The sequence below is a fragment of the Cyanobacterium sp. genome (genome assembly GCF_054166785.1).
Window position 1 is genome coordinate 70,658 of sequence record NZ_JBSZCP010000060.1, and the last position, 14,139, is coordinate 84,796.

At 38.4% G+C, this 14,139-nt stretch carries 12 protein-coding genes; 11 read left to right on the top strand and 1 reads right to left on the bottom strand.

The features are described from left to right. Positions 1-149: 149 nt before the first annotated feature. Complete coding sequence (locus ACXITR_RS12910) at positions 150-2,186, top strand: FAD-dependent oxidoreductase (RefSeq protein WP_457997629.1); 2,037 nt, start codon at positions 150-152, stop codon at positions 2,184-2,186. 195 nt (positions 2,187-2,381) lie between these two features. After that, complete coding sequence (locus ACXITR_RS12915; protein WP_457997630.1) at positions 2,382-2,741, top strand: hypothetical protein; 360 nt, start codon at positions 2,382-2,384, stop codon at positions 2,739-2,741. A gap of 53 nt (positions 2,742-2,794) precedes the next feature. Here the strand turns inward: ACXITR_RS12915 and ribBA are convergent, their stop codons facing one another. Then, a complete protein-coding gene (gene ribBA, locus ACXITR_RS12920) occupies positions 2,795-4,456 on the bottom strand; it encodes a bifunctional 3,4-dihydroxy-2-butanone-4-phosphate synthase/GTP cyclohydrolase II (protein ID WP_457997631.1) in 1,662 nt (553 codons plus the stop codon). A gap of 279 nt (positions 4,457-4,735) precedes the next feature. Between ribBA and plsX the strand changes: the two genes are divergently transcribed. The 9 genes from plsX to ACXITR_RS12965 all read left to right on the top strand — a co-directional run bounded on the left by plsX (position 4,736) and on the right by ACXITR_RS12965 (position 13,897). Next, entirely contained in the window at positions 4,736-5,794 is a 1,059-nt protein-coding gene (gene plsX, locus ACXITR_RS12925; RefSeq protein WP_457997632.1) for a phosphate acyltransferase PlsX, read from the top strand. A gap of 27 nt (positions 5,795-5,821) precedes the next feature. Beyond that, the gene (locus ACXITR_RS12930) at positions 5,822-6,841 is read left to right on the top strand and encodes a beta-ketoacyl-ACP synthase III (RefSeq protein WP_457997633.1); all 1,020 of its coding nucleotides are present in this window, start codon (positions 5,822-5,824) and stop codon (positions 6,839-6,841) included. A gap of 67 nt (positions 6,842-6,908) precedes the next feature. Next, positions 6,909-7,658: a glycosyltransferase family 2 protein gene (locus ACXITR_RS12935; protein WP_457997634.1), complete on the top strand. Its 750-nt coding sequence runs from the start codon at positions 6,909-6,911 to the stop codon at positions 7,656-7,658. Next, entirely contained in the window at positions 7,642-8,454 is an 813-nt protein-coding gene (locus tag ACXITR_RS12940) for a galactosyltransferase-related protein (RefSeq protein ID WP_457997635.1), read from the top strand. Before ACXITR_RS12935 ends, ACXITR_RS12940 begins: the two co-directional genes overlap by 17 nt. Before the next feature lie 214 nt (positions 8,455-8,668). Beyond that, on the top strand, positions 8,669-9,238 hold the full coding sequence (locus tag ACXITR_RS12945; protein WP_457997636.1) for a hypothetical protein: 570 nt from the start codon (positions 8,669-8,671) through the stop codon (positions 9,236-9,238). Between the two features lie 8 nt (positions 9,239-9,246). Beyond that, complete coding sequence (locus tag ACXITR_RS12950) at positions 9,247-11,322, top strand: hypothetical protein (RefSeq protein WP_457997637.1); 2,076 nt, start codon at positions 9,247-9,249, stop codon at positions 11,320-11,322. Positions 11,323-11,377: 55 nt separating this feature from the next. After that, entirely contained in the window at positions 11,378-12,607 is a 1,230-nt protein-coding gene (locus tag ACXITR_RS12955) for a glycosyltransferase family 2 protein (protein ID WP_457997638.1), read from the top strand. Between the two features lie 99 nt (positions 12,608-12,706). Continuing rightward, the gene (locus ACXITR_RS12960) at positions 12,707-13,315 is read left to right on the top strand and encodes a helix-turn-helix domain-containing protein (protein ID WP_457997639.1); all 609 of its coding nucleotides are present in this window, start codon (positions 12,707-12,709) and stop codon (positions 13,313-13,315) included. Between the two features lie 117 nt (positions 13,316-13,432). Further along, complete coding sequence (locus ACXITR_RS12965; protein ID WP_457997640.1) at positions 13,433-13,897, top strand: photosystem II assembly protein Psb35; 465 nt, start codon at positions 13,433-13,435, stop codon at positions 13,895-13,897. The last annotated feature ends 242 nt before the right edge of the window (positions 13,898-14,139 follow it).

The following is a 14,139-nucleotide window of genomic DNA, read 5'->3' on the forward strand; positions in this document are numbered from 1 at the left end:
ATATTGTTCCTGAGAACTGAAAGTAGCTTTATGATGTATCTAACTAGAGGGTAAATTGGTTGTTAATTTCATTGTCAATTCTTCATTGTTCATTGTCAATTGTTTTACTGTACTATTGTTAATAAAAATCAACGTATTCAGCATCTAACATGAAGCGTAATCCTTGGGTAAAATTTATCTCAATCCCTTTAGCTGTCTTTTTTTCCTCACCTGCGATCGCAATGAATAACCCCCCTCGTAATCCTGAACAAATCGAAGAATGTGACATCCTTGTAATTGGAGGAGGTTTAGCGGGGGCAGGGGCTGCCTATGAAGCGTTGTTGATGGGTAAAACCGTGTGTTTAACGGAGATTACCGACTGGGTAGGCGGACAAATTTCTTCCCAAGGTACATCGGCACTAGATGAGAGAAGTACCCAAAGACAGGAGTTATTTTTTCCTAGGGGTTATTTAGAATTTCGAGATCGTATTGCTGATTTTTATGGCAAGTTAAATTTAGGGGAGTGTTGGGTAAGTGCTTCTTGTTTTTTACCCAAGGATGCCGATACGATTCTTGAGCGTCAGTTGGCAGATGCTGCCAAGAAGGGTAATGGGACGTTGAAATGGTTTCCCAACACCGTTATTAAAGATGTACAGATAGAAAGGGTAGAAAATGGAGGCACGGGGGAACAGATAGTAAGTGCGATCGCCATTAGCCACGAGCCCCAACCCAATACCCCTCCCCTCAATAGCGAACCCCTTTCCCAAATTATCGAGGATGCCTACACCTACGAAGACTCCTCCAGACTCAAGAAAACCGTCATCAAATTCGTTCCTCCTCAAAACGACAATTCAGAAGTAAAAGCCCGTTGGATGGTCATAGAAGCCACAGAAACAGGGGAAATCATCGGTTTAACCGACATACCCTATCGCCTTGGCATCGATCCCCTTTCTCCCTACGAACCATCATCCTCCAGTAGAACACCTGATCCCTACTGTACCCAAGGTTTTACCTACACCTTCGCCATGGAGAAAACCGAAACTCCCCAACCCCAACCAGAGCCAGAATTTTATCAACAATACGCTCCCTACTACAGCTACGAATTAGAAAGACTAGCGGATTTTGACCTTGTTTTTACCTACCGCCGTATCTACAAAGCCCAACCGAGCGAAAGAGTAACCTTTGGGGGCATCGGCTTCACTAAACCTACCCCTGGGGATATTGCCATGCAAAACTGGACTTGGGGCAACGACTACCGCCCCGGCACTTCCGTAGATAACCTGATTTATAGCCGTGAACAACTCCAAGACAGTGGGCAACTACAACCCCACGGCTGGATGGGGGGCTTACGCACCGAAACCCTCTTTAAAGGGGAACAAAATGCGATCGGTTTTTACCATTGGTTGGTGGCAGGTACGACGGATTCTCAGCTAGGGGATGGGGTAAAAGAGCCTAATCCATACCATCGTTTTCTTAAGGGCTTTGACTCCCCCATGGGTACAGCCCACGGACTTTCTAAATATCCCTATATGCGGGAAGGAAGAAGAATTATTGGTCGCCCTAACTATGCTCACCCCGATGGTTTTACCATTAATGAAGTAGATATTTCAAGGATAGATTACAACGATGATTACTACAAAGAAACCCTTACTCCCCAAGAATATCGTCAATTAAGGGCAATTTTGGCAGGATTAGAAGGTTTTGGAGTTATTAGTGGGGAAATTTCCCCTGATCAAGCCCCAAAAAGAAGTCGTTCTACGGTGTATGCTGATTCGGTGGGTATCGGACATTATGCCATCGATTTTCACCCCTGTATGACGGAAACTCCCCACGAAAAACCAGGTAATACGGAGCGAGAAGGAGAAAGACGAGGACAAGGACAGGCTTACCCTTTCCAAATACCCCTTTCGGCTATGATTCCCCAAAAAATTGATAATATGATTGTGGCGGGAAAAAGCATCGCTACCAGTCATATCGCAGCGGCAGCCTATCGAGTTCATTCCTTTGAGTGGTCATCGGGGGCAGCGGCAGGTACAACGGCAGCCATGGCTTTGGATAAAAATATTTTGCCCTACGAGTTTACTGAAGGTTTTGCTTTCCGTAACCCCCATTTACAAACATTGAGAAGGATATTAGATAGTAATGGTAATCCCACGGCTTTCCCTAATACCTCTATTTTTAATCAGGATTGGGATGCTTGGCGCTAGTTGTAGAATTGGGTAATTGATAATGGGAGATTACAAATTATGAATAAACTATTTGAAATTGATCCCCAAGGATAGGTTGCTGTTAAAATTAGATAGCTTACTTTGGGATGCAAACAATAGGAGAAACCCTCTGTTCCTCTGATTTTTGGCTGTCAAAGTTGCATTTTTTATAAGAAAATAATCGGGTGATGATCTATGATCAAGAAATTATTGTCCATGGGGTCTTTGGCAGCAGTTTTATCGTTTTCCTTTTCACCACAAATGGCACAAGCGAAAGAGGCTACCTGTGTTATCAGAGCAGAGAATAATCAAGTTGTTTTTCGTGATAAGTGTAACTTTAATCAGTATGGTGGTAATGGCAGTTTTTGGATCGAGGCTAAGTCTGGATTAATTTACGGAAGAGAGTCCATTAGTGTTTATATCACGAGCCCGGGGGTAGCGGAAGTTTCTGGTTTAACCACTGGTGGAATTAGCTCTCGTTGGGGTACTGCAAGGCGATCGCAATCTGACCGTGCTTGTTGGGTTGGTAATGGTTTTACTATTTGTGCCTATTAGCACCATAAATATTTAGACAGGATGCAACCGTTCCTAATATTGTTTTCCTGTCATCAGACTTTGTTTAACTGATAAATGGTTTGTGGTTGTAATGAGGGAGCAAGTTTAGTGATAGATGTCTGTTGGTCTATTTGTTCCCTCTCTAAACGCACCTGTAAGCCCAACATGGGGTCTTCTCCCTCCGCCATTAAAAATTGCATTTTTACCAGATCTTCCCCTTTGCTGAGGGTTTCAAGTATGCTGAGGATACTTTTTAGGTAGGGATGGTTTTGGTTTTTGTACCATTTATGTTCTACCATATTCGGCTTATCGAAACCGAGGTGTAAAATCATGGTAGGTTGGCTAAAAAGTGCGATCGCCACGGGTCTTGTTTCTTCTTGGGTTACAAAATTATTACTACGAATCAGATGACGGAGTTTTTCCAACTTCTCATAACGGGCAGTGGGGGACTGACTATTTTCCCAAGTAATGGCGATGGTGCAGAGGAAGGTTTGTAACAACATATGCCCCAACTTCTCCGCCTTGGTGTTGAGATAATTAAAATTATAATCATTTGCCTCAATAAACAAAGGCAGACGCTCCACAATGTCAATGCCATAACCCTTTAACCCTGCAATTTTACGGGGATTATTAGTAATTAGACGAATATTTTTAATCCCCAAATCATTGAGAATCTGGGCGCCCATACCGTAATCCCTTAAATCTGGGGGAAAACCTAACTTTTCATTAGCCTCCACCGTATCAAAACCCATATCTTGGAGAGTATAAGCCTTTAACTTATTCACCAAGCCAATGCCCCTGCCCTCCTGACGCAGATATACCACCACCCCCAAACCAGCATTTTCGATCATCTTCAAGGCCGCTTGTAGTTGCATCCGACAATCACAACGTAAAGAGCCTAAAGCATCCCCTGTAAGACATTCCGAGTGCATCCGCACCATCACAGGCTGATCCTTAAACTCCTCAATATTACCTTTCACAATGGCTATATGCTCTGTTTTATCAAGGGCATTCCCATAGGCATAAATTTGGAAATCTCCAAACTGACTAGGAAAATTACACACGGTTTCCCGATAAACAAAACGATCATGTTTAAGGCGATAACTAATTAAATCCGCAATGCTGATCAATTTTAAATTATGTTTTTGGGCATATTCGTATAACTCCGGTAAACGAGACATACTACCATCAGGGTTTTGAATTTCGCAGATTACCCCCGCAGGATATAATCCCCCTAAACGGGATAAATCCACCGCCGCCTCCGTATGTCCAGCCCTTTTGAGAACACCCCCTTCGCGCGATCGCAACGGAAAAATATGCCCCGGCCGTCCCAAATCTTCAGGGCTAGTGGTAGGATTAATGGCAATTTGGATGGTTTTAGCTCGATCTTCAGCCGAGATTCCCGTGGTGACTCCCAGATGTTTTGCCCCATCAATACTCACCGTAAAAGCCGTCTGATTACTGTCGGTGTTTTTTGTCACCATCAAAGGTAAATCTAGTTCGTCCAACCTTTGTCCTGTCATGGCTAAACAGATTAAACCCCTTGCTTCCACCGCCATGAAATTGATCATATCGGGAGTAGCAAATTGAGCCGCACATATTAAATCTCCCTCATTCTCCCTATTTTCATCATCCACAACAACTATACAACGCCCTGCTTTAATGTCGGCAATGGCTTCTTCTACGGTGCTAAAGGTAATTTTTTCTGTGGTCACAACAGCTTTTTTTTCCTGATTATTCTCATATTCTATTTTAATGAGATTTTGTCTTAACTTGCACAGAATGGAAGTTTATAAACGATAATTAGTCATTAACTATCTAAATCCTAAGTCTTAATACTTAATTTTCCTACAAATAGATCGAGCAATGAAGACGAAAATGATATATGATGCTGTTAAATATAAAAAAAAAGTTAGTCTTTGATTCTCAAATAAACGGGAATTATAAAATTAACCTGATATAATTTTACAGATTTTAACCCAACATACTGAGCAATGGCATCAACACGAGCAAAAATAGCGGTGGACGCAATGGGCGGGGATAGAGGCCCGGGAGTAATCGTTGCTGGAGCTATTAGAGCGGCAGCAGAATTAGATATTGACATTCTCTTGGTCGGAGATCCTCAAATCATCGCCACCGAACTGGCAAACCATGATGGAGAGAATATTCCCAATATTGAAATTGTTCCCTCTGAAGGGGTTGTTTCCATGGATGAGGGTGCTTTAACGGGGGTTCGTCGTAAGCCAAAGGCATCCATCAATGTGGCGATGAAGTTGGTAAAGGAAAAACGAGCTCAGGGGGTTGTTTCCGCAGGACATTCGGGGGCGGCTATGGCGGCAGCGTCCCTCTCTTTGGGGAGGATTAAAGGAATTGATCGCCCCGCCATTGGGGCTGTATTCCCCACCATGTATGCCAATAAGTCGGTAATTGTTTTGGATGTGGGCGCTAATGTGGATTGTAAGCCTAAATATTTGGAACAGTTCGCCGTCATGGGTACTATTTACAGTAAGTATGTATTAGAGGTAGAAGAACCCAAGGTAGGATTGGTCAACATTGGAGAGGAAGCCAAAAAAGGTAATGAGTTGGCAAAGGAAACCTATAAACTCTTGAGTAATAATCCTGCGGTTGCTTTTTCGGGTAATGCGGAGGGGAGAGATGTTTTATCGGGAGATTTTGATGTAATTGTTTGTGATGGTTTTGTGGGTAACGTTTTGCTCAAGTTCGCTGAGGCGGTGGGGGAAATTATGCTACAAATCATTAAGGAGGAATTACCTTTTGGGGTTCGGGGTAAGGTTGGTTCGGCTATCCTGAAGCCTAATCTAAGAAGAATTAAACAAAGAATTGATCATGCGGAGCATGGGGGCGCTTTATTATTAGGAGTTCCTGCGGTGTGTATCATTAGCCATGGTAGTTCCCAAGCCCCTTCTATTTTCAACGCCATTAGGGTAGCAAAAGAGGCCATTGACCATGAAATTGTCGATCGCATTCAGCACTATCAAACGGGTGGCTCGTTGGGTAAAGGTGATAGTTTAGTATCAGAAGTTAAAGAGTAGTAAAGTAAGTTATAAGGAGATAAGTCATTGCAATCGGTTAAGGAGTCGGCTATTAACGCCAAAAATGGCATCACAATTATTGGTAGTGGTTCAGCCATTGCTACTCAGGTGATTAGTAATGAGGATTTGAGTCAGATAGTCGATACTTCCGATGATTGGATTAGCTCTCGTACGGGTATTAAAAAGCGTCATATTACTACTTCTACTACCCTGAGTGAGTTGGCAGCCCAAGCAGGACAAAAAGCCATTGCCAATGCCCATTTAACCCCCCTCGACATTGATTTAATTATTCTGGCTACCTCTACCCCTGATGATTTATTTGGTAGTGCAGGGCAGGTGCAAAATCTCATTGGTGCAACCCGTGCGGTGGCTTTTGATTTGACGGCGGCCTGTTCGGGGTTTGTTTTTTCTTTGGTTACGGCTTCTCAGTTTATCCGTAATGGGGTATATCAAAATGTCCTCGTCATCGGGGCTGATTGTCTCTCTCGTTGGGTGGATTGGGGCGATCGCACTACCTGTGTATTATTTGGCGATGGTGCTGGGGCAGTGGTGTGTCAGGGCAATGGGGAAAAAGATAACCTCCTTGGGTTTGAGATGTGTAGTAATGGGGCTTTAAATAATACCCTCAATCTTTCCTATGAAGGAAATTTACAAAATATTGGGGAAGATAAACAAATTAATAATGGTGCTTTTAGTAACATCACTATGAATGGTAGGGAAGTATATCGTTTTGCGGTGAATAGAGTCCCTGAAGTAATCGAAAAAGCCCTCTATAGGGCTAATCTTTCTACGGATGACATTGACTGGCTAATTCTCCATCAAGCCAACAAAAGAATCATTGATGCAGTGGCTAGTCGTTTAAAAATTCCTGAGCAAAAAGTTATTAGTAATCTTCATAACTATGGAAACACCTCCGCCGCTTCTATTCCCCTCGCCCTCGATGAGGCTTTAAGTGCAGGGCAAATTAAATCAGGGGATGTCATTGCGGTATCAGGGTTTGGGGCTGGATTGAGTTGGGGAGCTTCTGTTTTCCGTTGGGGTTGTTAATACCATGCAAAAGGCTTCAGACTAGGTATAATAAAGTTGTCCTAGAATAATCATTTTTTTTGGCTCTATGAAAAGTGAGCTTACCCTGATCATATCCTATCGACAAAGACAATTAGGATTTTATTCTTTTTATAATTGGTTTACCTCCCTTCATTTTGAGCTTAGAGACTTGCTTAAAGTAGTATTTATTGAAAGTGATAAACAGCCAAGTTTAACTATTCAAGAACAGTTAGAAAAAATAGGAATAAATTACTTTTTTGTCCAAAGTGATGGTGTTTTCCACAAAACATCCCTATTGAATCATGGTCTTAATTTAGTTAATACAAAATATTCCATGGCTTATGATGTTGATTTAATTCCCTATAAAAATAGTCTTTTTGATCATTTAGACATTGCTAAAAAATCCGCTTTTCTATTAGTAACTGCTTATCGCCTTATGGTGAAGCAATCATTTATAGATGATAAAAGTGATTTAAACTCCATTATAGAACAAAGTGCGATCGCCCCTGAAGACAAACCAAGAGCCCTCAAAAAACACCTTATCAGCCATGAAAAATTTGGAGTATTACCCATATTTCGCACCGAAGAATTAGAAAGAATAGGGGGATGGGATGAAGAGTTTGTGGGCTGGGGAGGGGAAGACCAAGATATGATAGAAAGATACTCTAATTTAGGGTACAACCTTTGTAGAGTGCCAGACTTAGTTTATTTACATCTCAACCATCACCATAACTCCGATTGGTATTCTCCAGAAATTATTAAGAAAAATAGAGAATACTACTATCAAAAATATAGCAAGAATGACTCAAAATCTTGAAATATTAATCCCCTTAAAACAAAGAACAAGTATTAATAAAACTATCCTTAGTTTACTAAACATTCCTAAAATTAATCTTATTACCATTTTATCAGGGGATAGCGTATCAATAATTGACCCAAAAATTTTCCATCATCCAAAACTAAGAATAATTAATCTAAATCAATATCCTTTTTCCAAAACATTTTATTTAAACCATGGAATAAAAAATAGTATAGGAGACATCCTTCTTATCTCCGATGCTGATATTATTTGGAATCAAGACACCATCACAACGATGTACGAAAGCATTAATGCTAGCGGTGATTTACCCCTAATTACTTATATCCAAGAAGTAAAAGAAACAGATAACCATACCAATGCCCTCCAACGTCCTCGTCTTAAACCCATTGTCACCAAAACAGATCATAAAATTCACATAGACATAATATCAGAACTATCACCATCAAAACGTTCGGGGTGTGGCTTAATTTGTGCTACTAAAAAAAATTTACTCTCCCTTGGGGGGTATAACCAAGATTTACAGGGATGGGGATGGGAAGATCAAGACCTATTAATTCGAGCTAAAATTTTAGGATACGAGATAAAGTCCATGGGCTCTGTATTACATCAAAGTCATGGGGATGATATTAGAAACCCATGCCAACAGTCTCCCATCTTAACTCGTAATCGCAACATTGCCATTTCTAATCAGATGATTTTAATGGGTAAGTTATATGGAAGTTTACGAAGAGAGGTTACAAGTGTTGGCAATAATATTACCATCAGATTTGAGGAAGAAAACTGCATCCTATAAAGCTAGACAAAAATTAAGTTTTGCGTTGTTTTATTAAATAAAATGAAGATGTTCCCTTGAATAATCATTGGGTAATTTATTATTGTAATAGTGGGAACTTTTTAGCATCAAAAATAGTCCCTTTCTAACTTTTTAATTAATAAAAAAAATAATACCAAAGCACAATTTTTATTTATAATTATTGGTATCTTAATTTTGATGTTGATAAGAACCAATGAACAAAGGTAAATTGCAATGTAGCCTTGCATTAATGGCATCATTAATGGTTGCCGAAAATACTCAAGCAGCCCAAAAGCCAGAGATTGAAAATAACTCTCAAAATTCCATTCCTAACAACCTACTGGCTTCGAGATGCCCTGAAAGAATGACCGCCAGAAGCGGAGGCACAATCTTCACTACCCACGACTTTCCCCAAAGATATTATCAAGTAACCACCTCAGCGGGAGAATTACGTTTAAGGGCGACTCCGGGGGGAAGAATTGTCGGCGGAATTCCTAACGGTTGGCAGGTATATGTTGCCAAATTTGATTCTTCGGGGCGATGGGCTTATGTTAGACACGTTTCTTCCCCATACTATTATGGCTTTTACAGCGCTCCTAATTTTAATTCCGATGGTTGGGTAAGCATTGATTTTTTAAGATATATGGGTCAATTTTGTGATAAGCCCTTAATATTTTCCCTAACACCAGAAACAAATGTTTTAGGAATGGCGGATGATTCCTTTCCTAACGATATTGCTTTCAATTTAGAAACAGAAATCCTAGACAAATTAAATCAAAAATAAAGTAGCCTGTGTCAAATTTGTCTATAAAAATAAAGGAACTTTTAAGGGTAGCCAAGAATGTTCCTTTTTATACTCAAAAATTAGATGCCCTTGCCATTACTGATCATTTTTTGGATAGTTGTAGTGACGCAGAATTATTTTCAGCTTTTTATAGTATTCCCCCTATTACTAAAAAAGACATCAGAAACGCACCTCATCAATTATTGACCACTACCCAAAATATAGTTTACCGTGGCACCACCAGTGGGACTACTGGGGAGGCTTTTGTTTTCTTTCGGGATAATATTTGGAATGACAAGCGATGGGCTAGTTTAAATAAATTTTTAGCATGGTGGGGTATTGATGAAAGGGTTAGCATTGCTAATATAAATAGTCGTTTATTTCCCCTTCGTCATCAAGATTATGCCCTTATTGGTGGCATTGACAACCAATTTTTGCAGTGGTTAAATTTTATTACCCAAAAACCTCTGGCTTTGCGAGGCTATCCTAGTCGATTGTGTGAAGTGGCATTAATCGCCCAAGAAAGGATCAATTTTTCTCAAGTAAAAGTAATTATATGCACTGGAGAGCCTTTATTTGATCATCAAAAACAACTTTTAAGGGATATATTCCGTTGCCCTATTATTACAGAATATGGTAGTCAAGAATGTGGGATTTATGGTTTTAGTTGTCCTGTGTGTGGTAATCTTCACATTGATGAAGGACGATGTTTGATTGAGGAAAAAAATAATCGACTGTTAGTAACTGACTTGTATAGTTATACTATGCCGATGATACGTTATTATAACGGGGATTTGGTGGATATAGAAGAAAATAATTCCTGTCCTCAGGGTAGAATAAATGTAAAAATTTTGGGACGAGATGGTGATAATTTTGGTTCAAATAAATTAATGTATTCCATTAGGGGGGTTGACTACTACCGCTCAATTTCTACCAAAGATAATCAAAAATTAGTGGGTTATCTTAATAATGCTAATTTTGCGGAAGTTGACACTTTATTTTCTCGGGAGGTTAATAAAATATTTTCTGGTGATTCAGGGTTATTAATCCAAAAATTTATATCTCCTATAGATTTATATAAGGCAACCATGCCTCCTATGCAGGATAAGTTTTTTTCTGATTTTACTCCCCTTGACATTTTTAATTATTTTCAATTTTTTCTGGATGTTGTTAAGGGCGATCGATGGATATACTATAATACTCCTGATATTATTTTGGATGAGTGTTATCGATTATTAGATAACCATAATTATTCTTTAGATAAACAAGTTCAACTTGATAAACTTTATCTATTATTAATACTGTCATCCCAAAAAAAGCATGTACCCCATCATGAGTTAGAGAAACTTTTTTATAAGTATTATCGTAATAATCAGTTATCGTTAATATACCTTGATTTATTAGCTATTTCTTTATTTACTAATAATCATCAATTACTGAAACTATTGCCAGAAAAAAGACTTCCTTTTAAAATTATTATAGATACTTTTGATTATCAATTGATTTTAAGGTTAGTTTCCCTAGGAATTGAACAAGTTAGGCAAAAAAAAGTGTCTTATGCTATTAATAAACTAAATCCTTTATTACCTTTATTTATTTCTGATTTAGATTTTTGTCCTCTATATGGCATTGATTGTTTACCCTCTGTCATAGCCCATTGGGCGACTATTTTGGGTTGTTATGGTGGCGATGATTATAAGGATAATTTGCCATCACAGTTAAAAGAAAGGGAAGATTTTTTATGGGAAAAAAGTAAGATTAGTATCACTGTAAATAATTTGTCTAATTTAACTATTTTGGACTTGAAAGAGTTATTAATAAAGGCTGTTGTTTCTGATTATAAAATAGATCCTGATGTATTTTTAAATGCAATGCAAACTCAACAAAGTAAGGTTGAGAAACAGGAGTTGACTAAAAATATTGCCTTTATACCTTTTTTAAATTATTTTGCTCAATTATTTTTAGAAAAAGGGGATAGGGAAAAAGCCTATCATTGTTTGTTAATGTCTGAAAATATTTCTTCTAATAATAATAAGTTTAATTCTGTAAGTCGTTTATATAATTTCAAGCAAAAGATTTTTTAGTTTTTGTACATTTATAAATAGTATTTTCACCTCATGATTGGCGAAACAGTTATATATGTTTTTTTATATTATTCAAGACAATATTGATAACTATCAACTGATTTTAAATAAGGATATATCAACCTTAAATCAATTATTAGAAAAGTTAGATAATCATCATTGGGTTTTTAGTTTTTGCGAGGAACTAATTCCTTTATTAACACATAATTTAGTGAATTATGTTCAACAGGAAGTTATGGATTATCAAGAATATGATTTATTATGGTTGCTTTGGAATAATTTTGATTTTCCTTTTTGGACGGCACAACAGTTATCAGGAAGTAATATTACTTGGCTAGCAAAGGTTAGTTTTATTAAGAAAGTATTAGAAGAAGATAGACAAATTTTAGAGGATAATTATCGATTACTTAATTATCTGGTTAGTCATAAAATAGTTAGTCAAACTAAATTAATAAAACAAGATAAGTTTTCTAAAAAAATAAATGATAGTCCTACGGATTTATCAAAGAAAGTATTAGCAATTGTACCTCATTATGAGTGTAATCAATGGTTAGATTATTGTTTATTTAGTTTGGTAAATCAAAGTGTGAAATTAGGGGATATAGTGGTGGTTGATGATCAGTCTAGTAAAATACCAAAAAATATTTGTGCTAATTATCCTCAAGTAAATTTGTTAACCAGTCGGCAAAAAATAGGTCCTTATCAAATTATTCAATCGGTTATTAGTGATAGTAATTATGATTATTATTTGTTTCAAGATGCCGATGATTGGTCTATGACCGATCGCCTAGGGATTAGTATAAGATTAATGGATAAAATGGGAGCAGATATGGTGGGTACTCAAGAATATCGTGTGGATGATATTAACCATACCCTTACCCCAGTTGTATATCCTTTGAATGTGAATGAAGCCCTACGAGAAAAACCAGGACATGCTTTATTGCATCCTACTTCTTTAATTAAACGTTCGGCTTTTTTACGGATGAATGGGTTTGCTAATGCTCTTTTATATGGTGCTGATACGGAGTTTCTATTGAGATCTCATTTTCACCTTAAAATTTATAATAGTCCTGAATTTGGTTATTTTAGACGCAAAAGAAACAACTCCCTCACGACTTCTCCCGTTACAGGATTAGGCACACCCCACCGAGAACAATTATTACACACCCTAAAGGCGATCGCCCATAATAACTATGCCATGGTAAAACAAGGTAAACGTCCCTCCACCATTCCCCTAGTGAGTAAACCCATTGTAAAATTTGACCCAGTGATAAATGAAAAGTAAAGTGCCATTTTGTCTGTTACTCCTCTCCTGTTGAGATAGAATAACTGTTGTCAAGGATTTGAAAATAGTTACCGTGGGAATCTCTAAGAAGGTACAAAAATGAAAAATTCACAAAAAACCGAGCAAATAACCCCATTATCAAATCTAGTGAAAAATGCTGGATTTTCCCATTACTTAGATTTTAGCCGTAAAACAGGCATTGCCGAATTAACTTTACACCGCATTGACTGTGGATTAATAGACCAAATTCCCCTGAAACATCTTAAAACTATTGCAAGGGAGTTACACTTATCCTTAAATGATTTTTTGAGCCACATAGAAGGAAGCATAGCCTATTCTCCCACCACCAAAGGAGAAGATAGTTTACGGGGTGAAATAACCCAAGAGGTACAGCAGGGGGTTATGGATATTTTAGAATCGTTATTATTACAGATGCCGACGATGATTAAGGTGGTGGAAAAAAAACCTGATTTACCTGCCTCTCGTTTAATTCCCTTACTTAAACCTTTAAATAATTTATTGTCTAGCTGGGATATAAGGGCGATCGCCCCTGTGGGTGCTATAGTAAAGTATGATCCTCAACAACACGAATTAATGTCCGCAACCGAAGAAAAAGTGGAAAAAGTAGAAATTCGTTATGTGGGCTACCGTCAAAAAGACAAACTACTATACCGTGCCAAAGTAAGCCCCGTAGAAACAAAAAATTGAGCAACATAATTAGGCTAAAAAGTGTAAATCTCCGTAACGTAGTATTCGGAATACATCACTACATAAGCATTGGGGGAAAATGGTAAGCTCAAAGGCGAAGACACATGAGGAATTCCTATGGAAATCTTATTACAAGTTAGCGCACAAACCAGCCACTTTCCCGTCACAGCGGTATCGGTACTAATTGTGGGCTTGATTGCCGTCATTGGCGTAGCCTCTTTCACTTGGGCAAAATCTAATCGCCCTATGGACAACACAGACTCCGTAAATCGTCAAACCGTGGACGACTCCCCCCAAGAAAAGAAAGAAAAATCAGCAAATTACGATCGCAACATCATCTCCGCAGAAACCGCCGCTAGAATGGAAAGAGAAGGGGAAGACTTTAAAGAAATTCCTGAATCCGACGGAGGCTATACCGTAAGCAGAGAAGGCTTAGTAAACAACTATGCCATCGAACCTGAAATGTATATCGAAGAGCGAGGAGACTTGAAAGAAAAAGAAGAAGCCCAGAAAAAAGCGAGGGCAGAAGAATTAAAAGAAATCAATAGCGAAGATGGGGATAAGGGAGTAGGAATTATTTAACATTAAAGCTCATCAAAAAAATATCTAACATAGCTTTTTATTAAACCCCAATCACTTCTAACCTTTTTCACTTCGTCTTTTAAGTCAGAATGAAAGAGGTTTTTTACCAAAAATAATGGGTCTAAAGCCTCGCCCTTTTAGGGGGACTTGAACAAACAAAAGGCGATTAGCCTACTCTTTTAATCTTATTCTCCTTATAAAATCTCTCACTACCTCTGTTTGATTTCTCCCTGTTTGTTCAC